The 23,254-nt window shown below is 51.5% G+C and carries 24 protein-coding genes, 2 tRNA genes and 1 pseudogene; 17 read left to right on the top strand and 10 right to left on the bottom strand.

Translation table 11 applies throughout. The features are described from left to right. Positions 1 to 144: 144 nt before the first annotated feature. The 4 genes from L463_RS06445 to L463_RS0122860 all read right to left on the bottom strand — a co-directional run bounded on the left by L463_RS06445 (position 145) and on the right by L463_RS0122860 (position 1,854). Positions 145 to 229: transfer RNA gene (locus L463_RS06445), tRNA-Tyr, on the bottom strand. Positions 230 to 263: 34 nt separating this feature from the next. Then, positions 264 to 348, bottom strand: a tRNA-Tyr gene (locus L463_RS06450). A gap of 157 nt (positions 349 to 505) precedes the next feature. Then, a complete protein-coding gene (gene purU, locus L463_RS06455; RefSeq protein WP_003856715.1) occupies positions 506 to 1,348 on the bottom strand; it encodes a formyltetrahydrofolate deformylase in 843 nt (280 codons plus the stop codon). Between the two features lie 41 nt (positions 1,349 to 1,389). Then, entirely contained in the window at positions 1,390 to 1,854 is a 465-nt protein-coding gene (locus tag L463_RS0122860; RefSeq protein ID WP_032104495.1) for a YchJ family protein, read from the bottom strand. A gap of 113 nt (positions 1,855 to 1,967) precedes the next feature. Here L463_RS0122860 and rssA point away from each other — a divergent pair, with 113 nt between their 5' ends. From rssA to galU, 3 genes are all read left to right on the top strand, one after another. After that, positions 1,968 to 2,870 carry a patatin-like phospholipase RssA gene (gene rssA / locus L463_RS06460; RefSeq protein WP_017384239.1) on the top strand — a complete coding sequence of 301 codons (903 nt, stop codon included), beginning with the start codon at positions 1,968 to 1,970 and terminating at the stop codon, positions 2,868 to 2,870. Positions 2,871 to 2,959: 89 nt separating this feature from the next. Next, on the top strand, positions 2,960 to 3,973 hold the full coding sequence (gene rssB, locus L463_RS06465) for a two-component system response regulator RssB (protein WP_003856721.1): 1,014 nt from the start codon (positions 2,960 to 2,962) through the stop codon (positions 3,971 to 3,973). A 199-nt stretch (positions 3,974 to 4,172) separates the two neighbouring features. Next, entirely contained in the window at positions 4,173 to 5,078 is a 906-nt protein-coding gene (gene galU, locus L463_RS06470; protein ID WP_003856723.1) for a UTP--glucose-1-phosphate uridylyltransferase GalU, read from the top strand. 202 nt (positions 5,079 to 5,280) lie between these two features. Here galU and hns read toward each other — a convergent pair whose 3' ends face one another. Continuing rightward, on the bottom strand, positions 5,281 to 5,694 hold the full coding sequence (gene hns, locus L463_RS06475; RefSeq protein WP_003856724.1) for a histone-like nucleoid-structuring protein H-NS: 414 nt from the start codon (positions 5,692 to 5,694) through the stop codon (positions 5,281 to 5,283). Between the two features lie 320 nt (positions 5,695 to 6,014). Between hns and L463_RS24430 the strand changes: the two genes are divergently transcribed. After that, entirely contained in the window at positions 6,015 to 6,203 is a 189-nt protein-coding gene (locus L463_RS24430) for a hypothetical protein (protein ID WP_123906382.1), read from the top strand. Positions 6,204 to 6,244: 41 nt separating this feature from the next. Continuing rightward, the gene (tdk, locus tag L463_RS06480; RefSeq protein ID WP_003856726.1) at positions 6,245 to 6,859 is read left to right on the top strand and encodes a thymidine kinase; all 615 of its coding nucleotides are present in this window, start codon (positions 6,245 to 6,247) and stop codon (positions 6,857 to 6,859) included. A gap of 70 nt (positions 6,860 to 6,929) precedes the next feature. Here the strand turns inward: tdk and adhE are convergent, their stop codons facing one another. After that, positions 6,930 to 9,611, bottom strand: coding sequence for a bifunctional acetaldehyde-CoA/alcohol dehydrogenase (gene adhE, locus L463_RS06485; protein WP_032103375.1), 2,682 nt, complete (start codon positions 9,609 to 9,611; stop codon positions 6,930 to 6,932). 480 nt (positions 9,612 to 10,091) lie between these two features. Here adhE and L463_RS06490 point away from each other — a divergent pair, with 480 nt between their 5' ends. The 7 genes and pseudogenes from L463_RS06490 (at position 10,092) to L463_RS06525 (ending at position 17,973) form a co-directional block, all read left to right on the top strand. Continuing rightward, on the top strand, positions 10,092 to 10,739 hold the full coding sequence (locus tag L463_RS06490) for a YchE family NAAT transporter (RefSeq protein WP_017384236.1): 648 nt from the start codon (positions 10,092 to 10,094) through the stop codon (positions 10,737 to 10,739). Between the two features lie 770 nt (positions 10,740 to 11,509). After that, positions 11,510 to 13,141, top strand: a complete 1,632-nt coding sequence (gene oppA, locus L463_RS06500; RefSeq protein ID WP_023296749.1) for an oligopeptide ABC transporter substrate-binding protein OppA — start codon at positions 11,510 to 11,512, stop codon at positions 13,139 to 13,141. An 82-nt stretch (positions 13,142 to 13,223) separates the two neighbouring features. After that, complete coding sequence (gene oppB / locus L463_RS06505) at positions 13,224 to 14,144, top strand: oligopeptide ABC transporter permease OppB (RefSeq protein ID WP_003856738.1); 921 nt, start codon at positions 13,224 to 13,226, stop codon at positions 14,142 to 14,144. 12 nt (positions 14,145 to 14,156) lie between these two features. After that, entirely contained in the window at positions 14,157 to 15,065 is a 909-nt protein-coding gene (oppC, locus tag L463_RS06510) for an oligopeptide ABC transporter permease OppC (RefSeq protein ID WP_003856740.1), read from the top strand. Between the two features lie 11 nt (positions 15,066 to 15,076). After that, positions 15,077 to 16,090, top strand: coding sequence for an ABC transporter ATP-binding protein (locus L463_RS06515; RefSeq protein ID WP_017384234.1), 1,014 nt, complete (start codon positions 15,077 to 15,079; stop codon positions 16,088 to 16,090). Then, positions 16,087 to 17,091 (top strand): murein tripeptide/oligopeptide ABC transporter ATP-binding protein OppF, encoded by a 1,005-nt coding sequence (gene oppF / locus L463_RS06520; RefSeq protein ID WP_017384233.1) that lies wholly within the window; start codon positions 16,087 to 16,089, stop codon positions 17,089 to 17,091. The genes L463_RS06515 and oppF overlap by 4 nt, the downstream gene beginning before the upstream one ends. Before the next feature lie 14 nt (positions 17,092 to 17,105). Beyond that, positions 17,106 to 17,973 (top strand): annotated as a pseudogene (locus L463_RS06525) (ion transporter). Between the two features lie 30 nt (positions 17,974 to 18,003). On the opposite strand, the gene L463_RS06530 reads toward L463_RS06525, so the two are convergent. Together L463_RS06530 and cls are read right to left on the bottom strand one after the other, a co-directional pair. Beyond that, complete coding sequence (locus L463_RS06530) at positions 18,004 to 18,333, bottom strand: HI1450 family dsDNA-mimic protein (RefSeq protein ID WP_003856748.1); 330 nt, start codon at positions 18,331 to 18,333, stop codon at positions 18,004 to 18,006. Positions 18,334 to 18,366: 33 nt separating this feature from the next. Then, entirely contained in the window at positions 18,367 to 19,827 is a 1,461-nt protein-coding gene (cls, locus tag L463_RS06535; protein WP_003856750.1) for a cardiolipin synthase, read from the bottom strand. 143 nt (positions 19,828 to 19,970) lie between these two features. On the opposite strand from cls, the gene L463_RS24335 reads away from it, so the two are divergent. The 4 genes from L463_RS24335 (at position 19,971) to leuE (ending at position 21,513) form a co-directional block, all read left to right on the top strand. Then, positions 19,971 to 20,144, top strand: a complete 174-nt coding sequence (locus L463_RS24335; protein ID WP_017384232.1) for a YciY family protein — start codon at positions 19,971 to 19,973, stop codon at positions 20,142 to 20,144. 118 nt (positions 20,145 to 20,262) lie between these two features. Continuing rightward, entirely contained in the window at positions 20,263 to 20,388 is a 126-nt protein-coding gene (locus L463_RS24745) for a KPN_01571 family protein (RefSeq protein ID WP_208971014.1), read from the top strand. 11 nt (positions 20,389 to 20,399) lie between these two features. After that, positions 20,400 to 20,810: an Exc2 family lipoprotein gene (locus L463_RS06540; protein WP_032103377.1), complete on the top strand. Its 411-nt coding sequence runs from the start codon at positions 20,400 to 20,402 to the stop codon at positions 20,808 to 20,810. Positions 20,811 to 20,877: 67 nt separating this feature from the next. Beyond that, the gene (gene leuE / locus L463_RS06545; RefSeq protein ID WP_006810877.1) at positions 20,878 to 21,513 is read left to right on the top strand and encodes a leucine efflux protein LeuE; all 636 of its coding nucleotides are present in this window, start codon (positions 20,878 to 20,880) and stop codon (positions 21,511 to 21,513) included. A gap of 33 nt (positions 21,514 to 21,546) precedes the next feature. Here the strand turns inward: leuE and L463_RS06550 are convergent, their stop codons facing one another. After that, positions 21,547 to 21,843: a YciI family protein gene (locus L463_RS06550; protein WP_003856755.1), complete on the bottom strand. Its 297-nt coding sequence runs from the start codon at positions 21,841 to 21,843 to the stop codon at positions 21,547 to 21,549. A 221-nt stretch (positions 21,844 to 22,064) separates the two neighbouring features. On the opposite strand from L463_RS06550, the gene tonB reads away from it, so the two are divergent. Then, positions 22,065 to 22,793: a TonB system transport protein TonB gene (gene tonB / locus L463_RS06555; protein WP_017384230.1), complete on the top strand. Its 729-nt coding sequence runs from the start codon at positions 22,065 to 22,067 to the stop codon at positions 22,791 to 22,793. A gap of 38 nt (positions 22,794 to 22,831) precedes the next feature. Here the strand turns inward: tonB and yciA are convergent, their stop codons facing one another. Next, complete coding sequence (gene yciA / locus L463_RS06560; RefSeq protein ID WP_003856759.1) at positions 22,832 to 23,227, bottom strand: acyl-CoA thioester hydrolase YciA; 396 nt, start codon at positions 23,225 to 23,227, stop codon at positions 22,832 to 22,834. Between the last annotated feature and the right edge of the window lie 27 nt (positions 23,228 to 23,254).

Genomic DNA, 23,254 nt, shown 5'->3' with positions numbered 1-23,254 from the left:
CTGCGCCTTACCCGGCCTACAGACCCTATTCGTAGCCCCGGTAAGCGAAGCGCCACCGGGGAAAACAGGCAGGGAAGGATTACTCCCGGCATCGAGGAATATGGAGCATTGTGCTTGAGTGAGTGCTTAAGAATCTGGAAGTGATGGTGGTGGGGGAAGGATTCGAACCTTCGAAGTCGATGACGGCAGATTTACAGTCTGCTCCCTTTGGCCGCTCGGGAACCCCACCAGGGGTAATTCATATTTTGAGGTAAAGCTGGAGATGGTGGTGGGGGAAGGATTCGAACCTTCGAAGTCGATGACGGCAGATTTACAGTCTGCTCCCTTTGGCCGCTCGGGAACCCCACCACGGGGTAATGCTTTTAACTGGCCTGCTTCCTGTTGGAAGCGGGGCGCATCATATCAAATGAGACGCCCCTGTAAAGCATTCCTTTAGGAAAATGAAGCTGTTTGCCTGCTTTTTATTCGTAAAGGCGTAAAGCTAATCAATTCATTTTCCGAGGGATTAAAGAATAATCGTTCTGTTGCCGTACACAAAGACGCGCTGAGCAAGTACCTGATACAGCGCACGGCTCAGTACATTCTTCTCAACGTCACGGCCAGCACGCATCATATCTTCTGCTGTATAGGTGTGATCCACGTGAATCACGTCCTGCATGATGATTGGACCTTCGTCCAGATTGTCATTCACGTAGTGCGCGGTTGCGCCAATGATCTTCACCCCACGCTCGTATGCCTGGTGATACGGACGCGCGCCAATAAAGGCGGGCAGGAAGGAGTGGTGGATGTTGATAATCTTGTTCGGGAAGCGCGCCACGAAGGATGGCGTCAGCACGCGCATATATTTCGCCAGCACCACGTAGTCCGGGTTATGCGCTTCAATCGCAGCTGCCATCAGGTTGTCGTGCTCTTCACGGGTATGGCCTTCGTGACTGACCAGCTCAAACGGAATGTCAAAACGTTCAACCAGCGTACGCAGCGTCTCGTGGTTGCCAATGACGGCGGCAATTTCGACGTCCAGGCCACCGTAGTTGGCTTTCATCAGCAGATCGCCCAGGCAGTGTGCCTCTTTGGTGACCAGAATGACAATGCGGCGACGGCCCGCCGGGTTCAGCTCGCGCACCGAGCCTTCCGGCAGGGCGCTGTCCAGATCGGCAAGCAGGGTTGTGTCGTTGAAAATGCCTTCCAGTTCGGTACGCATAAAGAAGCGACCGGTACGGTGGTCAACGAACTCGTTGTTCTGCACGATATTCAGTTCATGCTTGTAGCAAATGTTGGTAATTCGTGCGATCAGCCCTTTTTGATCGGGACAGATAGTGCGCAGAACTTTACGTTGTAATGATTGCATCGCCGGGAAATCCTGTTTATGTATTTGCGAAGTCTGAGTTGTCAGGCATTACTGCCGCAACACTTTTTAAATTTTTTTCCTGAACCACAGGGGCAGGGATCGTTACGACCGAATTGCGGACGTGTGCCGTCAATATAATACCATTGCCCGCTGTCCTTTAAGAACCGTGAGCGTTCAATGATGGCGCCGGGCTTGTTTTGTTCGCTAAAGCGGGCGACAAAACTGACATAGCCCTCGTTGGCATCGCGGCCGGGAGCGGCTTCAAAGATGGTGAGGCCCAGCCAGACGGTGTTGGCAAATCCGGCTTCAATCTCTTGGCGAAAATCGGCAGCATGGCAGGACGGATGCCAGGTTTTAATCAGGTAGTCTGCGTTTTTGATCACAAAAGCAGTATACCGCGAGCGCATAAGGTGTGACGGCTCTGGTGCAACCTGCTCGCCAGAAAGATATCGCTGGCAACATAGGCTATACTCCAGAGCGCTACCACAGGGGCAGAGTTGAGACACGATTCTCTTCCTGGAACAAAAAATAAGGCGTTAAACGCTTAAGGTAGCAATATGTTAACTGAGCAGGTGCGTTGACGCTATGTCGGGAATCCAGGGGAAGTAAAACAGGGCTAATGAGAAAGGTAAAAATTGGACTGGCGTTGGGCTCAGGTGCAGCCCGGGGTTGGTCACATATTGGCGTTATCAATACCTTAAACCAGATGGGGATTGACGTTGATATTGTCGCAGGATGTTCTATCGGGTCGCTGGTCGGATCCGCGTACGCCTGCGGTAAGCTCCCGGAGCTTGAAAGCTGGGTGCGCTCCTTCAGTTACTGGGATGTGCTGCGCCTGATGGATCTCTCCTGGCAGCGTGGCGGCCTGCTGCGCGGCGAACGCGTGTTCAATCAGTTTCGTAAGATAATGCCCCTCGCTGACTTCAGCCACTGCCAAATGCCTTTCGGTGCCGTTGCAACCAACCTCAGTACGGGCAGGGAGTTATGGCTCACCGAAGGGGATATTCATCTCGCCGTTCGCGCATCCTGTAGCATGCCGGGGTTAATGGCGCCTGTGCCTCACAACGGCTACTGGCTCGTTGATGGGGGCGTAGTGAATCCTGTACCCATCTCTCTGACCCGCGCCATGGGGGCGGATATCGTTATTGCCGTGGATTTACAGCACGACGCACACCTTATGCAGCAAGATTTGATGCCAGTTAATCTTCAGAGCGATGATGCGGAAGAAGAGAAACTTGCCTGGCATGCGCGATTACGCGGCAGAATAGGGCGCCTGACCGCCCGTCGCGCGGTGACCGCGCCGAACGCCATTGAAATCATGACGACCTCTATTCAGATCCTTGAGAATCGCCTGAAGCGAAACCGTATGGCTGGCGATCCTCCGGATATTCTTATTCAACCCTATTGTCCACAAATTTCTACCCTTGATTTCCACCGGGCTGAGGCCGCCATAGCAGCGGGCTCGTTAGCCGTCGAAAAGAAAATAGATGAACTGTTGCCTTTTGTGCGTACAGCACGTTGAGCACTTTTTTGATTACTTCAGCAAAATCTGACAGGCGATAGTACCAATAGCATGCCACTATTGAGTAACTGTCAGCCAGGGGAGGAACCATGACACAGCCATTGGCCGGAAAACATATTTTGATAGTAGAAGACGAGCCCGTTTTCCGATCGCTACTGGATTCGTGGTTATCCTCACTGGGGGCAACCACGTCCCTTGCCGAAGATGGCGTCGAGGCACTGGAAAAAATGGCCAGCATGGCGCCTGATCTGATGATCTGCGACCTTGAGATGCCGCGCATGGACGGATTAATGCTGGTGGAAAACCTGCGTAATGAAGGTTATCAGACACCGATACTGGTGATCTCGGCCACCGAAAATATGGCGGATATTGCTAAGGCGTTGCGTTTAGGTGTGCAGGATATTCTGCTCAAACCGGTTAAAGATTTGAACCGTCTTCGTGAAACGGTGTTGGCCTGCCTGTATCCCAATATGTTTAATTCCCGGGTGGAAGAAGAAGAACGTCTTTTCCAGGACTGGGATGCTTTAGTCAGTAATCCGCTCGCGGCCGCGAAGCTGCTTCAGGAACTTCAGCCGCCGGTGCAGCAAAATATCTCTCATTGCAGAGTAAATTATCGCCAGCTGGTAGCGGCTGACCAGCCTGGACTGGTGCTGGATATTGCGCCGCTATCAGATTCTGACCTCGCTTTTTATTGCCTGGATGTTACCCGGGCGGGAGATAACGGCGTTCTGGCGGCCTTATTACTCCGTGCGCTGTTTAATGGATTGCTACAGGAACAATTATCCCATCAGGGGCAACGACTTCCTGAGTTAGGCAGTTTACTAAAACAGGTCAACCAACTTTTTCGCCAGGCCAATTTGCCGGGGCAGTTCCCGCTTCTGGTTGGCTATTATCACAGCGGGTTGAATAACCTTATTCTGGTCTCTGCGGGTTTAAATGCCACGCTGAATACTGGCGAACACCATATTCAGGTGAGCAACGGCGTGCCGTTGGGTACGCTGGGAAATACTTACCTTAATCAAATTAGCCATCGCTGCACCTCCTGGCAGTGCCAAATTTGGGGTGCCGGAGGGCGGTTACGCTTAATGTTGTCCACGGAGTAAGCAGTCAGATTTTATTTTTCAGATTGCTTTACCTGTGTTTTTGCTGGCAGTGCTACTATCGCTGCAAGTTTCATGCGTATTTGTCTTAATTGATCGGCAACGCGTTCTTTTCAGACCCGTATTAGTGGCTGAGACTGTATACTCAACGCGTTATTCAATGCATAAAAGTTCAAAACTTGAACAGTTCAGGAGAATTTCAATGGCTGCCCTTAATTCGAAAGTCAGAAAGGCCGTTATCCCGGTGGCGGGATTGGGTACCAGGATGTTGCCAGCGACGAAGGCAATCCCAAAAGAGATGCTGCCTCTGGTTGATAAGCCATTAATCCAGTATGTCGTGAATGAATGTATTGCAGCAGGTATCACCGAAATTGTGCTGGTGACGCATTCATCTAAAAACTCTATCGAAAACCATTTCGATACCAGTTTCGAACTCGAAGCAATGCTGGAAAAACGCGTTAAGCGCCAGCTGCTGGAGGAAGTGCAGTCTATTTGCCCTCCACACGTTACCATTATGCAGGTTCGTCAGGGCCTGGCGAAAGGCCTGGGGCACGCAGTATTGTGTGCACACCCGGTAGTGGGTGATGAGCCGGTCGCGGTTATTCTGCCTGACGTGATTCTTGATGAGTACGAGTCCGATCTTTCCCAGGAAAACCTGGCGGAAATGATTAAACGCTTCGACGAAACCGGCAGCAGCCAGATTATGGTTGAGCCAGTCGACGACGTGACCGCTTACGGCGTGGTTGACTGCAAAGGCGTTGACCTGCAACCTGGCGAAAGCGTACCGATGGTTGGCGTTGTTGAAAAACCTAAAGCGGACGTCGCGCCGTCTAACCTTGCTGTCGTTGGTCGTTACGTCCTGAGTGCTGAAATTTGGGCTCTGTTGGCGAAAACGCCTCCGGGTGCGGGCGATGAAATCCAGCTGACGGATGCTATCGATATGCTGATCGAGAAAGAGACCGTGGAAGCCTACCATATGAAAGGTAAGAGCCATGACTGCGGGAATAAGCTCGGTTATATGCAGGCATTCGTCGAATATGGTATTCGCCATAACAGCCTGGGTGAAGAATTTAAAGCCTGGCTCAAAGGTAGCGTGGGTATTAAGTAATAAACTCACAGCCCAGTGAACAAGACCGGTGGAGCGATGCCCACCGGTTTTTTTATGCCTGTCGCTCCGTAATTGGCGGGGGATTGTCAAGGACGTTAAATAGGGAGCCTTACAATATGACAGAATGTAAGGAGATGTTCGGGCGAATATTACAGGCATAAAAAATCCCGCATTAAGCGGGATTTTTCAGAATCTTTCCAGATTAATCCTTGATCAGGAAGTCATCCAGTTGTTTACCTTGTTCGTCCATTGCTTTCTTGATTACAGCAGGAGTACGGCCCTGGCCGGTCCAGGTTTTCTCTTCGCCGTTCTCATCGATGTAGCTATATTTAGCAGGACGTGCCGCGCGTTTTGCTTTGGTACCGGTTTTAGCCGCAGCCATGCTGTTCAGCAATTCGTTTGGATCGATACCATCGGCAATCAGCATTTCACGATACTGTTGCAGTTTACGTGTACGTTCTTCGATTTCAGCCGCAGCAGCGCTTTCTTCTTCACGACGTTCGTTAACTACAACTTCTAATTTTTCGAGCATTTCTTCAAGCGTCTCAAGGGTACATTCTCTTGCCTGCGCACGAAGAGTACGGATGTTGTTCAGAATTTTAAGTGCTTCGCTCATTGTAGTAATCTCAAACTTATAATGGGGGTGGGTTTGTTGTCCTAATAATAGAGCCTTAATTTCACTTGTGCAATAGGTGGGAATGTAAGGAATTCAAAAAATACAAAATAAACGACGCTATTATTAATTACGCTAACTTAAATTTCATTGTTTGTTGGGTCTGTGAGATATCGTTTCAAACGGCAAAAGCGCGTCATTTGCGTGTATGTTTTGTGACTTTTACCTCAGGAATTATAGTTGCGGTTGATAAATATCAGCCTTTTGTATTACCCCGAGTAAGCGCAGCGAAGACAAGAATAGTTAATAAATAGTGAATTTTAATGAACGAAGAAGACACTATAAAAAGAAGTGTTATCTCTGGTTGCGGACTCACCTTATTGTCAGTGTTTAATGCCTTTACTGCCTGTTTTAACGCATTATTTTGCGCCACTCGCGAAGGATTTACTGATGCATGGCAGGCTGGAGAGCGCAGCCCGCCGCTGATGACGGTACAAAATATGGTACAATGATCCATCGGGAATATTACACATTGATTAGGGTTCTTCGGCCAATGGCACAACTTTATTTCTACTATTCGGCAATGAATGCAGGGAAATCGACGGCGTTACTGCAATCCTCATACAATTATCAGGAGCGGGGGATGCGTACCGTTGTTTATACCGCCGAAATCGACGATCGCTTTGGGGCAGGGAAGGTGAGCTCAAGAATAGGGCTCTCGTCGCCTGCAAGGCTGTTTAACCCTGAAACGGACCTGCTGGAGGACATTCGTGCCGAGCATGCCTCTAAGCCTGTCCATTGCGTGCTGGTAGATGAAAGCCAGTTCCTGACCCGAGAGCAGGTCCACGCACTTTCAGAGGTCGTTGATGAGCTGGATATTCCCGTTCTTTGCTATGGATTACGTACCGATTTTCGTGGGGAGTTATTTGCCGGCAGTCAGTATCTGCTCGCCTGGTCGGATAAGCTGGTTGAACTGAAAACGATCTGCTTTTGTGGCCGCAAGGCAAGTATGGTTCTTCGCCTGGACCAGTCGGGTAAACCCTATGCTGATGGCGAGCAGGTGGTGATAGGAGGCAATGAACGTTATGTCTCGGTCTGCCGCAAGCATTATAAAGAGGCGCTGGCTGTAGGCTCGCTGACGGCGTTACAGGGCGACAATCGAAAATAATAAGAATGTTTTACGGATCCTCAGATATAAAAAAACCCGCCAGCGGCGGGTTTTTTTATCATACTGTCAATCAAGCATTTTTCTTCGCTTTCTTGTCAGCCTTTACAACTGCGGGGATTTCAACTTTTACGGCAGCGACATCGCTTTCAGTGAAGTTACGACCGTAATAAGTATCCAGCAGGATCTGTTTCAGTTCGGAAATCAGTGGGTAGCGCGGGTTAGCACCAGTACACTGGTCATCGAATGCATCTTCAGACAGCTTATCTACGTGAGCGAGGAAGTCAGCTTCCTGAACGCCTGCTTCGCGGATAGATTTAGGAATACCCAGTTCAGCCTTCAGGCTCTCCAGCCATGCCAGCAGTTTCTCAATCTTCGCGGCAGTACGGTCGCCCGGTGCGCTCAGACCCAGGTGATCTGCGATTTCAGCATAACGACGGCGCGCCTGTGGGCGGTCGTACTGGCTGAATGCAGTCTGCTTGGTTGGGTTGTCGTTGGCGTTATAGCGGATAACGTTGCTGATCAACAGGGCGTTCGCCAGACCGTGAGGAATGTGGAACTGTGAACCTAGCTTGTGCGCCATGGAGTGACAGACACCCAGGAAGGCGTTAGCAAACGCAATGCCCGCGATGGTTGCCGCACTGTGTACACGTTCACGCGCAACAGGGTTTTTCGAACCTTCGTTGTAAGAAGCTGGCAGGTTTTCTTTCAGCAGTTTCAGCGCCTGCAAAGCCTGACCGTCAGAGAACTCAGAAGCCAGTACGGAAACGTAAGCTTCCAGAGCGTGAGTTACCGCATCCAGACCACCGAACGCACACAGTGATTTCGGCATTTCCATGACCAGGTTGGCGTCAACGATAGCCATATCTGGCGTCAGTGCGTAGTCAGCCAGCGGGTATTTCTGACCAGTTGCGTCATCAGTCACAACGGCAAATGGCGTCACTTCTGAACCGGTACCGGAAGTGGTGGTGACGGCGATCATTTTCGCTTTCACGCCCATTTTCGGGAACTTGTAGATACGTTTACGGATATCCATAAAGCGCAGCGCCAGTTCTTCGAAGTGAGTTTCCGGATGCTCGTACATCACCCACATAATTTTCGCGGCGTCCATTGGGGAACCGCCACCCAGCGCGATGATCACATCAGGTTTGAAGGAGTTCGCCAGTTCAGCGCCTTTACGTACAACGCTCAGGGTTGGGTCAGCTTCAACTTCAAAGAAGACTTCAGTTTCGACGCCAGCCGCTTTCAGAACAGAGGTGATCTGGTCTGCATAGCCATTGTTGAACAGGAAACGGTCGGTCACGATGAGCGCACGTTTGTGGCCATCAGTAATCACTTCATCCAGCGCGATTGGCAGAGAGCCGCGGCGGAAGTAGATAGATTTCGGAAGTTTGTGCCACAACATGTTTTCAGCTCGCTTAGCAACGGTTTTCTTGTTGATCAGGTGTTTTGGACCAACGTTTTCAGAGATGGAGTTACCACCCCAGGAACCACAACCCAGAGTCAGGGAAGGTGCGAGTTTGAAGTTGTACAGGTCACCGATACCACCCTGAGAAGCAGGGGTGTTGATCAGGATACGTGCCGTCTTCATTTTCTGACCGAAGTAAGCAACACGCTCAGGCTGGTTATCCTGGTCGGTGTACAGGCAAGAGGTGTGGCCGATACCGCCCATCGCCACCAGCTTCTCTGCTTTATCTACCGCGTCATCGAAATCTTTCGCACGGTACATTGCCAGCGTCGGGGAGAGTTTCTCGTGAGCAAACGGCTCACTTTCATCAACGACTTTCACTTCACCAATCAGAATCTTGGTGGTAGCAGGGACGCTAAAGCCAGCGAGCTCAGCGATTTTATACGCAGGCTGACCTACGATAGCCGCGTTCAGCGCACCATTTTTCAGAATCACGTCCTGAACGGCTTTCAGTTCTTTACCTTGCAACAGGTAGCCGCCGTGGCTGGCGAAACGTTCACGAACGGCGTCGTATACCGAATCAACCACGACAACAGACTGTTCAGATGCACAGATAACGCCGTTATCGAAGGTTTTAGACATCAGCACAGAGGCAACAGCACGCTTGATATCAGCCGTTTCGTCGATCACCACAGGGGTATTACCTGCGCCTACGCCGATGGCTGGTTTACCGGAGCTGTACGCTGCTTTAACCATACCAGGACCACCGGTCGCCAGAATCAGGTTAATGTCCGGGTGATGCATCAGGGCGTTGGACAGTTCAACAGAAGGTTGGTCGATCCAGCCGATGAGATCTTTTGGTGCACCCGCCGCAATGGCAGCCTGAAGCACGATATCTGCTGCTTTGTTGGTGGCGTCCTTCGCACGTGGATGCGGGGAGAAAATGATTGCGTTACGTGTCTTCAGACTGATGAGAGATTTGAAGATGGCGGTAGAGGTTGGGTTAGTGGTTGGAACGATACCGCAAATGATGCCGATCGGTTCTGCGATGGTGATGGTGCCGAAAGTATCGTCTTCTGACAGCACACCGCAGGTTTTCTCATCTTTATAGGCGTTGTAGATATACTCTGAAGCAAAGTGGTTTTTGATCACTTTATCTTCAACGATACCCATGCCGGATTCGGCAACGGCCATTTTAGCGAGAGGGATTCGAGCATCAGCAGCAGCCAGAGCGGCCGCGCGGAAGATTTTATCAACCTGTTCTTGGGTGAAATTGGCATATTCACGCTGGGCTTTTTTTACGCGCTCGACGAGGGCGTTCAGTTCAGCGATATTGGTAACAGCCATAATGCTCTCCTGATAATGTTTAAACTCTTTTAGTAAACCAGCGCTCGATACGTCTGACAGTATAGTCAGAGCCGATCCCACTTGCGTAACACACAGTAAAACAAAGGATTACTCACTGCTCCAGCTCACTAATTTACTAAAAGAGCCTTACCTTAGCATCATACCTTTTTGATAGGTGATCTCCCTGGCGGCGTAACCAAGATTACTCACTTCTGAGTACGAAAATTATGATCGAGATCAATTTTGTCCTAAGCTGATACCTTTCAGCAGGGTTATTTTGTGCTAATTATTCTACTGTTAAATAATTAAGTAACTATTGGAAGCAGCGATATCATTGATTACACAAATGTTTAACATCATGAATTGATAACGTTTAAGAACAGATTTCTGGTGAAGTATGCGGCTAAAAAGCGTATCTTCAGCGCGGATTTATCATGACACGCAGTTTCTCCCTGGCCATGCTCAATTGCGGAGCTTAATGTGATTCAAACGCTCTTTGATTTCCCTACATATTTCAAGTTTTTTATCGGCTTGTTTGCTCTGGTTAACCCGGTAGGGATCATCCCTGTCTTCATTAGTATGACCAGCTATCAGACGGCTGCGGCACGAAATAAAACCAACCTGACGGCAAACCTGTCGGTGGCGATCATCCTACTTACGTCTCTTTATCTCGGGGACGCCATTCTTCAGGTCTTCGGCATCTCGATTGATTCGTTCCGTATAGCAGGCGGGATCCTGGTGGTGACGATTGCCATGTCGATGATCAGCGGCAAGCTGGGGGAGGATAAACAGAACAAGCAGGAAAAATCAGAGACAGCTATCCGAGAGAGCATCGGGGTCGTGCCACTGGCACTGCCGCTGATGGCGGGCCCGGGGGCGATCAGTTCCACTATTGTCTGGGGAACGCGCTACCACAGCCTGATGCACCTGATTGGCTTTTCCGTCGCTATTGCGCTGTTCGCGCTGTGCTGCTGGGGTGTATTTCGTATGGCGCCATGGCTGGTTCGCTTGCTGGGACAAACGGGCATCAACGTGATTACCCGTATCATGGGTCTGTTGTTAATGGCGTTGGGCATCGAATTTATCGTTACCGGTATTAAAAGTATATTCCCCGGGTTAGTACACTGACTTTCATTTGAAAGAGCGGAGCCAGCGGCTCCGTTTTTTTTACGTGATTATCTGCAAATCATATAAATAAAGTTGAAATAGGCGCCAGTCATAATAAGTTCTACTAATAATCCTCTTCTGTTGTTTTTCAAGGGGTTGTTTATTTTCATTTCCCCTTGCCGCGCATAAATCCCTCAAACCCTCTGTTATTTTACTCACATGATACTCTGGGGCTTGCTGACAGATAACCGAAATGATATTAGTAATTTCGACGCTGGCTCAGACGAATGTGCTAAATAATAATCAATTGTTAAATTATCGTGAAAAATCGTTCAGCCAAGCTTTGTCGTCGCGTTTGTAGCAACAAAATTTCTTATCTGTATGAATTACTTCTCTTTTTGTTGATTTCGGCGTAAGCCAGGGTTGGCACCACAGTTATGCCAGCCATCGTAAAAGAGAAATGCTTAACAAATTTGCAAAATGTATTGGCGAGAGTTGGCACCATTTGGTACTTTCCGGCCTTATATTTTGCAGCATTAAACAAGTTGATGAGAACTATTTTCATATAGCCCTCACATAAGATATCCAACGCATCTCTCTGACAGGGGAGAGGTGTAAAGAATCGACGCAAGACCGCCGTACGAGCGGTCAGTAATAATGAAGTCGGTGATAGCAAGAAGTAAAAAAAGAACCTGACAGTAGCAAAAAAAACTCCTGCGCTGTACAGGCCCCAACAGGGGATTACACAACTGGCGAAGGCCGGTCATTATAATGAGTGGAGTATCAACACAATGTCCATCATCACAAAAAAAAATCTGGTAGCGGCGGGGATTTTAACTGCGCTAATCGCGGGCAACGCTGCAATGGCTGCGGACGTTCCTGCTGGTGTTCAGCTGGCTGAGAAGCAAACGCTGGTACGTAATAACGGTGCGGAAGTGCAGTCTCTTGATCCGCACAAAATTGAAGGTGTTCCAGAGTCTAACGTTAACCGCGATCTGTTTGAAGGTCTGCTGGTGACTGACGTAGACGGCCACCCGGCTCCGGGCGTGGCGGAAAAATGGGACAACAAAGATTTTAAAGTCTGGACCTTCCATCTGCGTAAAGATGCGAAATGGTCTGACGGTACGCCGGTTACCGCCGAAGATTTCGTCTATAGCTGGCAGCGTCTGGCGGATCCGAATACCGCCTCCCCGTATGCGAGTTACCTCCAGTATGGCCATATTGCCAATATCGATGACATCATCACGGGTAAAAAGCCAGTTACCGACCTGGGCGTAAAAGCCATCGATGCCAACACCTTTGAAGTGACGTTGAGCGAACCTGTTCCGTACTTCTATAAGCTGCTGGTTCACCCGTCCGTCTCCCCGGTACCAAAATCCGCAGTAGAAAAATTTGGTGAAAAATGGACGCAGCCTGCGAATATCGTGACCAACGGTGCATATAAGCTGAAGGACTGGGTCGTTAACGAACGTATGGTGCTGGAGCGCAACCCGCAGTATTGGGATAATGCGAAGACCGTTATCAATCAGGTCACCTACCTGCCAATCTCTTCTGAAGTGACGGACGTAAACCGCTACCGCAGCGGTGAAATCGACATGACCTATAACAATATGCCGATTGAACTGTTCCAGAAGCTGAAAAAAGAGATCCCTAAAGAAGTTCACGTCGATCCGTATCTGTGCACCTACTATTACGAAATTAACAACCAGAAAGCACCGTTCACCGACGTACGTGTTCGTACCGCACTGAAGCTGGCTCTGGATCGCGACATTATCGTGAATAAAGTGAAGAATCAGGGCGACCTGCCGGCTTACAGCTACACCCCGCCTTACACCGACGGTATGAAGCTGGTTGAACCTGAATGGTTCAAATGGTCCCAGGAAAAACGTAACGAAGAAGCGAAAAAACTGCTGGCTGAAGCTGGCTATACCGCCAACAAGCCGCTGACCTTTAGCCTGTTGTACAACACCTCCGATCTGCATAAAAAGCTGGCTATTGCCGTCGCGTCAATCTGGAAGAAAAACCTCGGCGTGAACGTGAAGCTGGAAAACCAGGAATGGAAAACCTTCCTCGATACGCGCCACCAGGGAACCTTTGACGTGGCTCGTGCAGGATGGTGTGCGGACTATAACGAACCGACCTCATTCCTGAACACCATGCTGAGCGACAGTTCGAACAATACCGCACACTATAAGAGCCCGGCGTTTGATAAGCTGATTGGCGAAACCCTGAAGGTGGCAGATGACGCCCAGCGCGCCGATCTGTACGCGAAATCAGAACAACAGCTCGATAAAGACTCTGCGATCGTTCCGGTTTACTACTACGTTAACGCCCGCCTGGTGAAACCATGGGTAGGGGGTTATACCGGTAAAGACCCGTTGGATAATATTTCCGTTAAGAATCTTTATATTATCAAGCATTAATGGCAATACGTGGGGCGAGCGAGCTTGCCCCACTGTGTCTATTTTGTAACATTCATCAGGCACACGCCAGAAGGTACGGGCAATGTTGAAATTTATCCTGCGTCGCTGTCTTGAAGCGATTCCAACGTTATTTATTCTAATTACAATTTCCTTCTTCATGATGCGTCTTGCACCGGGCAGTCCTTTTACCGGTGAACGCACGCTTCCGCCAGAAGTTATGGCCAACATCGAAGCGAAATACCATTTAAACGATCCTATCACCACGCAGTACTTCAACTATCTGAAGCAGCTTGCACACGGTGATTTTGGTCCGTCATTTAAATATAAAGACTATTCCGTTAACGACCTGGTGGCGTCCAGCTTCCCGGTATCGGCTAAATTAGGGGCTGCTGCATTTATCCTGGCCGTTGTTCTCGGTGTCACTGCGGGCGTTATCGCTGCGCTAAAACAAAATACCCGATGGGATTACGCCGTAATGGGGGTCGCAATGACCGGGGTGGTTATCCCCAGCTTCGTTGTCGCGCCGTTGCTGGTCATGATATTCGCCATAACCCTGAAATGGCTCCCCGGGGGCGGCTGGAACGGCGGGGCGCTGAAGTTCATGATATTGCCGATGGTGGCATTATCTCTGGCCTACATCGCCAGCATCGCCCGTATTACCCGCGGTTCAATGATTGAGGTCCTGCACTCGAACTTCATCCGTACCGCCCGTGCGAAAGGGCTGCCGATGCGCCGGATTATTTTCCGTCATGCCCTCAAGCCTGCACTGTTACCGGTACTCTCCTATATGGGTCCGGCTTTCGTCGGCATTATCACCGGCTCAATGGTGATTGAAACCATTTATGGCCTGCCAGGTATCGGGCAGCTGTTTGTTAACGGGGCGCTTAACCGTGACTATTCGCTGGTGCTGAGCCTGACGATCCTCGTGGGCGCGCTGACCATTCTGTTTAATGCCGTTGTCGATGTGCTGTATGCCGTTATCGACCCGAAAATCCGTTACTAACTGGAGCACGCCATGATGTTGAGTAAGAAAAACAGCGAGGCGCTGGAAAACTTCAGTGAAAAGCTGGAGGTCGAAGGTCGTAGCCTTTGGCAGGACGCCCGCCGTCGTTTTATGCATAACCGTGCCGCCGTTGCCAGCCTGGTCGTGCTGGTGCTTATCGCGCTGTTTGTAACCCTGGCGCCAATGCTCTCTCAGTTCACTTATTTCGATACGGACTGGGGCATGATGTCCAGCGCGCCGGATATGGAATCCGGGCACTATTTCGGTACCGACTCCTCCGGGCGTGATTTGCTGGTGCGAGTGGCGATTGGCGGCCGTATCTCCCTGATGGTTGGCATCGCGGCGGCGCTGGTGGCGGTGATTGTCGGCACGCTTTACGGTTCGCTTTCCGGTTACCTCGGCGGGAAAGTGGACTCCGTGATGATGCGTCTGCTAGAAATCCTGAACTCCTTCCCGTTCATGTTCTTTGTCATTCTGCTGGTGACCTTCTTTGGTCAAAATATCCTGCTGATCTTCGTGGCGATCGGGATGGTGTCCTGGCTGGATATGGCGCGTATTGTGCGCGGCCAGACGCTGAGCCTCAAACGTAAGGAGTTTATCGAAGCCGCACAGGTTGGCGGCGTTTCTACCGCCAATATTGTGGTGCGTCATATCGTTCCTAACGTGCTGGGCGTGGTGGTGGTGTACGCCTCCCTGCTGGTGCCAAGTATGATCCTGTTTGAATCTTTCCTGAGCTTCCTGGGATTAGGTACGCAAGAGCCGTTGAGTAGCTGGGGCGCTCTGTTAAGTGATGGCGCAAACTCCATGGAAGTGTCACCGTGGTTACTGCTGTATCCGGCGGGCTTCCTGGTCGTCACCCTGTTCTGTTTCAACTTTATCGGCGATGGCCTGCGTGATGCCCTCGACCCGAAAGACCGTTAAGGAGCGCCGTCATGACCATTATTGAAACGGCAACCGCGCCACAGGCGCAACAGCGGACCAGTGCACTGCTGGACGTTAAAGACCTCCGCGTGACGTTTAAAACCCCTGACGGTGATGTTACTGCCGTTAACGATCTCAACTTCGACCTGCGTGCCGGTGAAACGCTGGGCATTGTGGGCGAATCCGGTTCCGGTAAATCCCAGACCGCATTCGCGCTGATGGGCCTGCTGGCGTCAAACGGCGTGATCGGCGGTTCGGCGACGTTTAACGGGAAAGAGATCCTGAATTTGCCGGAACATGAGCTGAACAAGCTGCGCGCCGAGCAGATTTCAATGATTTTCCAGGATCCGATGACGTCCCTGAACCCCTATATGCGGGTGGGCGAACAGCTGATGGAAGTGCTGATGCTCCACAAGGGGCTGGGCAAAGCCGAAGCGTTTGAAGAGTCCGTCAAAATGCTGGATGCGGTGAAAATGCCTGAGGCACGCAAGCGCATGCGCATGTATCCGCACGAATTCTCCGGCGGTATGCGCCAGCGCGTCATGATCGCGATGGCATTGCTTTGTCGGCCAAAACTGCTGATCGCTGATGAACCAACCACCGCCCTGGACGTGACCGTCCAGGCGCAGATCATGACGTTGCTGAACGAGCTGAAGCGCGAGTTCAACACCGCCATCATTATGATCACCCACGATTTAGGCGTCGTTGCCGGGATCTGCGACAAAGTGTTAGTCATGTATGCAGGCCGCACGATGGAATACGGTAATGCCCGCGATGTGTTCTATCAGCCAGCCCATCCGTACTCTATCGGGCTGTTGAATGCCGTTCCGCGTCTTGATGCGGAAGGGGAGTCGCTGCTGACTATCCCGGGTAACCCGCCAAACCTGCTGCGTCTGCCAAAAGGCTGCCCGTTCCAGCCGCGTTGTCCGCATGCGATGGAAATCTGTAACAGCGCACCGCCGCTGGAAGCGTTTGCCCCAGGCCGTCTGCGCGCCTGCTTTAAGCCGCTGGAGGAGCTGGTATGAACGCGATCGACGAAAAAAGAAATGTGCTGCTCGAAATCGCTGACCTGAAGGTCCATTTCGATATCAAAGACGGTAAACAGTGGTTCTGGCAGCCTGCCAAAACCCTGAAAGCGGTGGATGGCGTCACGCTACGCCTGTACGAAGGCGAGACCCTGGGCGTGGTAGGCGAATCCGGCTGCGGCAAATCGACGTTTGCGCGTGCGATCATCGGCCTGGTGAAGGCCACCGACGGGAAAGTGGCCTGGCTTGGCAAAGATCTGCTGGGGATGAAGCCGGATGAATGGCGCGACGTGCGCAGCGACATCCAGATGATTTTCCAGGATCCACTTGCGTCCCTGAACCCGCGTATGACCATTGGCGAAATCATTGCCGAGCCGCTGCGCACCTATCATCCGAAGATGCCGCGCCAGGAAATTCGCGATCGGGTGAAAGCGATGATGCTCAAGGTGGGTCTGCTGCCTAACCTCATCAACCGCTACCCACACGAGTTTTCCGGCGGTCAGTGCCAGCGTATCGGTATCGCACGCGCGTTGATCCTTGAACCAAAACTGATTATCTGTGATGAGCCGGTTTCGGCGCTGGACGTTTCCATCCAGGCCCAGGTGGTTAACCTGCTACAGAAACTGCAACGGGAAATGGGGCTGTCGCTGATCTTCATCGCCCACGATCTGGCGGTGGTAAAACACATTTCGGACCGTGTGCTGGTCATGTATCTGGGCCACGCCGTAGAGCTGGGCACGTATGATGAGGTGTACCACAATCCTCTGCACCCTTATACCAAAGCGCTGATGTCTGCGGTTCCCGTTCCGGACCCCGATCTGGAAAAAAATAAAACCATTCAGCTTCTGGAAGGTGAACTGCCTTCGCCAATCAACCCGCCTTCAGGCTGCGTATTCCGTACTCGATGCCCAATAGCCGGGCCGGAATGTGCAAAAACACGGCCGGTTCTGGAGGGCAGTTTCCGACATGCGGTTTCCTGCCTGAAAGTAGACCCGTTATAATCGCAAGGGCTGACATGATGTCAGCCCTTATTTTTCGAGGTTAATGTGTCGCGATTATTCACGTCGGCCCGCCAGCGGCTGTATCACCTTTTATTTGATCCTGAAACGGTTTCCGGTCGCCGCTTCGAAGGTCTGTGTGGTTTATTTGCGCTGATTAGCGTCATTATTATCTTTATCGAATCCGGCGCCGGAACGCAGTACCACATGACGTATGAGGAGTGGCACGTTTTCGTCTGGCTGGAATTGATTGTCACGCTGGTGTTTACTGCGGAATATGTGCTGAGGGTCATTAGCTGGCCAAATCCGGCGAAATACGTTTTCAGCTTCTGGGGATTTATTGATTTAGCCACCATCCTGCCGCTGTATGTCATGTGGCTGTGGCCTGAGATCAGCTTGAATTATGTGTTTGCCTGGCGTGCAATGCGGGCGATTCGTGTGTTACGGATTCTCAAACTGCTGCGCTTTATGCCGTCGCTGCGGGTTTTTTGGGTTGCCATTGTCAGCGCCCGCCACCAGCTGATTCTCTTCTATTCGTTTATTGCTATCGTGATGATCGTTTTTGGCTCCCTTATGTATTTAATCGAAGGGCCGAAATACGGGTTTACCACGCTTAATGCGTCTGTTTACTGGGCTATCGTCACGGTGACCACCGTGGGCTATGGCGATATTACCCCGCATACGCCGCTCGGACGTATTGTGGCATCGGTTCTTATCCTGATCGGCTATTCGGTGATAGCGATTCCGACGGGGTTAATTACCACCCATATGAGCAGCGCCTTCCAGAACAGTAAGCAGCAACGCAAATGTCCGAATTGTCAGCAGGGGAATCATGAACCCGGCGCGCGGTTTTGTCACCGCTGTGGAAATGCCTTACCGGATTAAATAAAAAGGCTGCGCGGGCAGCCTTTTTTATTATTCGCGCCAGAGGATATGGCACAGTTTGTGATCTTTCTCGCGGCACAGCAGGACGCGGGCAAAGATGTCGTTAATTTCTCCGCCGTCTTCATCTGCAAGGCCAATCACCACCTCGGCGAAGAAGTCCGGGTTGAGATCAAAATCGACATGTTCGGCCCAGTCTTCAGCCGGATCGAACAGCTCAGCACCGCCACGCTCTTCAAATTGTAGGTTGAAAAGAATGACGTCAGCAGGGTCGAGATTATCGACCGCCAGCTCGAGAAAAATATCGTAGGCCTGTTCGAGCGTTTCGTCTTCGGTCAGGCGATTGTTCAGATCCATTTCCATGATGACTACCTGTTAAACATCGTTGGGCACGTTTTACAGCAACGGACTAAAGAAGTAAAACAGTCGTTCGGCAATTCGCTGCCACAGCGGACGTTTCGCCCACAGTCTGGCGTCCAGCAGGCGTGAGCGGGAGATATAATCGTCCTGAACCGCCGCCAGATCGCCACCGAACCCGGCGTCATCAATGACCAGCGTAATTTCAAAATTCAGCCACAGACTGCGCATATCGAGGTTGACGGTACCCACCAGGCTCAGCTCTCCGTCCACCAGCACGCTCTTGGTGTGTAACAGGCCGCCTTCGAACTGATAAATTTTAACGCCTGCGGCCAGCAGCTCACTAAAGAACGCGCGGCTTGCCCATCCCACCAGCAGCGAATCGTTCTTGCGCGGCATAATAATGCTCACATCCACTCCGCGCTGTGCCGCTGTACAGATGGCATGCAGAAGGTCGTCGCTGGGAACGAAATAGGGCGTGGTCATGATCAGATATTCCCGCGCGGAGTACGCGGCGGTCAGCAGTGCCTGATGGATCAGATCTTCCGGGAAGCCAGGACCGGAGGCGATAGTGTGGATAGTGTGCCCGCTGGCTTCCTCAAACGGCATGATATTGCCATCCGGCGGCGGGGGAAGAATGCGTTTACCGGTTTCAATTTCCCAGTCGCAGGAGTAGACGATGCCCATTGAGGTCGCGATCGGTCCCTCCATCCGCGCCATCAGATCGATCCATTGCCCCACGCCGGAATCCTGCTTGAAGAAGCGGGGGTCAACCATGTTCATGCTGCCGGTGTAGGCAATGTAGTTATCGATCAGAACCATTTTCCGGTGCTGGCGGAGATCCATGCGGCGCAGAAAGACGCGGAAAAGATTCACTTTTAGCGCCTCGACCACCTCGATACCGGCGTTGCGCATCATGCCTGCCCACGGGCTACGGAAAAAGGCCACGCTGCCGGCGGAGTCCAGCATCAGGCGGCAGTGGATACCGCGACGTGCAGCGGCCATTAGCGATTCGGCGACCTGGTCCGCCATGCCGCCCGGCTGCCAGATATAAAACACCATCTCGATATTATGCCGGGCGAGCTGGATATCACGGATCAGCGCCTGCATCACATCATCAGAAGAGGTCATCAGTTGCAGCTGATTGCCTTTTACCCCAGCAATCCCCTGGCGGCGTTCGCACAGCTTGAACAGAGATGCGGCCACGCTACTGTTCTCTTCAGCGAAGATATGCTTGCAGGCTTTAAGGTCGGCAAGCCATTTCGCCGTGGAGGGCCACATGGCGCGGGCGCGTTCGGCGCGGCGTTTACCCAGATGAAGTTCACCGAAAGAGAGATAGGCGATGATGCCCACCAGCGGCAGAATGTAGATAATCAGAAGCCAGGCCATGGCGGAAGGTACCGCTCTGCGTTTCATCAGAATGCGCAACGTCACCCCGGCAATTAACAGCCAGTATCCTAAAATGACCAGCCAACTCACCACGGTGTAGAAGGTTGTCATAAATAAAAAATCCTTTTGAAAGCGTATTGTTATGAGTTTACGCATCAGGATTCATCTGGCAAATAAAAACGGCAGATAAAAGCGCTGGTTTGCCGCCTGCTTAGGCATATAATGGCATCTCTGTTAGAGAAAGAGTTGTAGACATGAAGCGCAGTAGAACTGAAGTTGGGCGCTGGCGCATGTTGCGACAGGTGAGTCGTCGTAAGGCTCGTTGGCTGGAAGCACAATCCCGCCGCAATATGCGTATCCACGCCATCAGAAAATGTGGCCTGAACAGACACCGTAACGCGCTGTTGTTCGCGGTCCAGGACATCTGAAAAGCATGAAGGGCACCGTAAAGGTGCCCATTAAACATCCAGGCTATCAATTTTTGCAGTCTCTTCCCATCTGCTTTCCGCGATATACTAAGTCCCCGTAACGTCATGATATTAAAAGATGAATCCTTATCTCTGGATTTTTATTGTACTTTTGGCGCTGGATGCGCTCAGGGAAGATTTAGGACTTTCGTCATTTTCCTCATTGGCAGATTATGTTTTCGCATGGGGAATACATTTTTATTAAAGGAAAAAAGGATGAACGGAAAAGTAATGGCAGCACTCTTTGGGATTGCGATATTAAGCGGTTGTGCCAGCAGCAAAACCTCACCCGAACGGCACGCGTTTTATTTCGTGTCGCATCAGTCCAGCTTTACTGGCGGCAATTACACCTCCAGCGTGCAGAAAAATTATCAGCTGAACGTGGCGCAGTTCCGCGAGCTTTATGCCCGGGGCAAAGCTGACCGCGCGGAAGGGCGGACTGAGGCTGAAGCCAGTGTATACGCGCAAAGCATTCGCGATCAGCTAAAAGAAAATGCGAAGTCGCAGGAATTGTTCGCAGGCAACGCGAAGGATAAATGGTCTTCGGACATGGACAGTAAAGACGCCCTATTATTTGGTAACGAACTGGCCGCGACTTATCTTGATGGCTATAACGGCGTACAATAGCGCAACTGATTCAGGGGATACCGTAATTACCGGTATCCCCGCTGTTTTTGAGCGAAAGGAGTGAGACGTGTTTGCGGAGTTTGGTGTACTGAATTTCTGGACCTATGTTGTCGGCGCATTTTTTATCGTGCTGGTTCCAGGACCGAACACCTTGTTTGTGCTGAAAACAGGGATTGGCCACGGCGTTAAGAAAGGCTATCTGGCAGCCACCGGTGTGTTTATTGGTGATGCCGTGCTGATGTTTCTGGCCTGGGCGGGCGTCGCCGCGTTGATCCAGACCACTCCGGTTTTATTTAATATTGTCCGCTATCTGGGCGCGTTTTATCTGCTGTGGCTGGGCGGAAAAATGCTCTGGTCCGTTATGACGCGTCAAAAAAATGCGCACGAAAGTAGCGCCGAACCGGCAAGCGCTATCCTTAAGCGTTCGCTGGTGCTGAGCCTGACGAACCCGAAAGCGATTCTCTTTTACGTGTCGTTCTTCGTGCAGTTCATTGATGTCAATGCGAAGAATACCGGCACGTCGTTCCTGATCCTCGCCACAACGCTTGAGCTGATCAGCTTCATGTACATGAGCTTCCTGATTTTCTCAGGCGCGTTTGTCACGCGTTACCTCAAAACCAAAAAGAAACTGGCGAAGCTGGGGAACGGGCTGATAGGTCTGCTGTTTGTCGGATTTGCGGCGAGGCTGGCGTCGCTGCACTGAATGAAGAAAAGGCTCCCGAGGGAGCCTTTCGTTTCAGAATACTTTTTTATACGGACGAACCGTGACTTTCTCGTACACGCCGGCTGCGACGTACGGGTCTGCTTCTGCCCAGGCCTGCGCGGCTTCCAGAGATTCAAACTCGGCAATCACCGTGGAGCCGGTAAAACCCGCCGCGCCCGGATCGTTGCTGTCAACGGCAGGCATCGGGCCTGCGGTCAGCAACCGACCTTCATCCTGTAGCAACTGTAAACGCGCCAGATGAGCAGGGCGAACGGAAAGACGTTTTTCCAGAGAATCAGGTACATCTTCAGCGTAAATCACGTAAAGCACGGCAAAGCTCCTTAACCGGTAAAAGTGACAATTACGTTATGTGAAAGCACAAATGACTGCAATGTAAAGATAATAACAATGTTAAAACCCTGATCTGGATGCCCCTTTTTTGCCCTCATGTACGCTTAAATTGCGCCAGGACAAAGTGTCTTATTGAATATGATTGCTATTTGCATTTAAAATCGAGGTTCGGTTTTTTAACGTTGATGATTATGACTTCGATGACCCTTGATTTACCTCGCCGCTTTCCATGGCCGACGCTGCTTTCCGTCGTTATTCACGGTGCTGTCGTGGCGGGTCTGCTCTATACCTCGGTTCATCAGGTTATTGAAATGCCGGCGCCAGCGCAGCCAATTTCTGTGACCATGGTATCGCCTGCGGATCTTGAGCCGCCGCAGGTTGCGCCGCCGCCGCCACAGCCCGTTGTTGAACCCGAGCCGGAGCCAGAGCCCGAGCCGGTTCCTGAACCGCCGAAAGAAGCGCCGGTAGTGATCCATAAGCCGGAGCCGAAACCTAAGCCGAAGCCAAAACCCAAGCCGGTCAAAAAGGTGGAAGAGCGTCCGAAACGCGAAGTGCGTCCGGTTGAGCCACGCGCCACGCAGCCGGTTGAAAATGCCGCCCCGTCACGTCCGCTGATGAATAACACCACGACCGCGACAAAACCGACGGTAACGGCGCCAGCAGGCCCGCGCGCGCTGAGCCGTAACCAGCCGCAGTACCCGGCACGTGCCCAGGCGTTACGTATTGAAGGGCGTGTACGGGTGAAATTCGACGTTACGGCCGATGGACGTGTCGATAACGTGGAAATCCTGTCCGCACAGCCGGCGAATATGTTTGAACGCGAAGTTAAATCGGCCATGCGCAGGTGGCGCTATGAAGCCGGTAAACCCGGCAATGGGTTGATTGTGAACATTGTCTTCCGCCTGAACGGCGGGGCACAGATGGAATAAAAGAAGCCTCCGCAAGGAGGCTTTTTTTTACCTGAGGATCAGCTCCGTGGGAGCTGGCGGGGCTTACCGTCGCTATCCACCGCCACATAGATGAATAATGCCTCCGTCGCCTTATAGCGCTGACCAATCGGCTCAGAAGAGACTTTTTTCACCCATACTTCAATGTTGATGGAGACAGACGTATTGCCGCGTTTTACGCAGCGTGCGTAACAGCACACCACGTCCCCCACCGCGACAGGGCGCAGAAAGGTCATGCCATCGACCCGGACTGTCACCACGCGCCCGTGTGCAATCTCTTTTGCCAGGATTGCACCGCCCATATCCATCTGCGACATCAACCAGCCGCCAAAAATATCGCCATTGGCATTCGTATCCGCAGGCATTGCCAGTGTGCGTAAAACCAGTTCGCCCTGTGGGGCGTCATTTGTTGTCATTGTTTTTAAACTCGTAACTGAAGACTT

The sequence above is a fragment of the Enterobacter sp. BIDMC 27 genome, from assembly GCF_000534415.1.
In the GTDB taxonomy this organism is placed as follows: domain Bacteria; phylum Pseudomonadota; class Gammaproteobacteria; order Enterobacterales; family Enterobacteriaceae; genus Enterobacter; species Enterobacter hormaechei_C.
The sequence above is the reverse complement of the archived record's forward strand: the minus strand, read 5'-3'. Positions and strand labels throughout refer to the sequence as shown.

Coding starts and splice junctions, on each gene's coding strand:
- tdk (WP_003856726.1), top strand. CDS start 6,245: ATGGCACAACTTTATTTCTACTATTCGGCAATGAATGCAGGGAAATCG.
- cls (WP_003856750.1), bottom strand. CDS start 19,827: ATGACAACCTTCTACACCGTGGTGAGTTGGCTGGTCATTTTAGGATAC.
- L463_RS06530 (WP_003856748.1), bottom strand. CDS start 18,333: ATGGAAATGGATCTGAACAATCGCCTGACCGAAGACGAAACGCTCGAA.
- L463_RS24745 (WP_208971014.1), top strand. CDS start 20,263: ATGAATCCTTATCTCTGGATTTTTATTGTACTTTTGGCGCTGGATGCG.
- oppC (WP_003856740.1), top strand. CDS start 14,157: ATGATGTTGAGTAAGAAAAACAGCGAGGCGCTGGAAAACTTCAGTGAA.
- L463_RS06515 (WP_017384234.1), top strand. CDS start 15,077: ATGACCATTATTGAAACGGCAACCGCGCCACAGGCGCAACAGCGGACC.
- galU (WP_003856723.1), top strand. CDS start 4,173: ATGGCTGCCCTTAATTCGAAAGTCAGAAAGGCCGTTATCCCGGTGGCG.
- yciA (WP_003856759.1), bottom strand. CDS start 23,227: ATGACAACAAATGACGCCCCACAGGGCGAACTGGTTTTACGCACACTG.
- rssA (WP_017384239.1), top strand. CDS start 1,968: ATGAGAAAGGTAAAAATTGGACTGGCGTTGGGCTCAGGTGCAGCCCGG.
- adhE (WP_032103375.1), bottom strand. CDS start 9,611: ATGGCTGTTACCAATATCGCTGAACTGAACGCCCTCGTCGAGCGCGTA.
- rssB (WP_003856721.1), top strand. CDS start 2,960: ATGACACAGCCATTGGCCGGAAAACATATTTTGATAGTAGAAGACGAG.
- oppF (WP_017384233.1), top strand. CDS start 16,087: ATGAACGCGATCGACGAAAAAAGAAATGTGCTGCTCGAAATCGCTGAC.
- hns (WP_003856724.1), bottom strand. CDS start 5,694: ATGAGCGAAGCACTTAAAATTCTGAACAACATCCGTACTCTTCGTGCG.
- purU (WP_003856715.1), bottom strand. CDS start 1,348: ATGCAATCATTACAACGTAAAGTTCTGCGCACTATCTGTCCCGATCAA.
- oppA (WP_023296749.1), top strand. CDS start 11,510: ATGTCCATCATCACAAAAAAAAATCTGGTAGCGGCGGGGATTTTAACT.
- L463_RS06540 (WP_032103377.1), top strand. CDS start 20,400: ATGAACGGAAAAGTAATGGCAGCACTCTTTGGGATTGCGATATTAAGC.
- L463_RS24430 (WP_123906382.1), top strand. CDS start 6,015: ATGAACGAAGAAGACACTATAAAAAGAAGTGTTATCTCTGGTTGCGGA.
- L463_RS24335 (WP_017384232.1), top strand. CDS start 19,971: ATGAAGCGCAGTAGAACTGAAGTTGGGCGCTGGCGCATGTTGCGACAG.
- tonB (WP_017384230.1), top strand. CDS start 22,065: ATGACCCTTGATTTACCTCGCCGCTTTCCATGGCCGACGCTGCTTTCC.
- oppB (WP_003856738.1), top strand. CDS start 13,224: ATGTTGAAATTTATCCTGCGTCGCTGTCTTGAAGCGATTCCAACGTTA.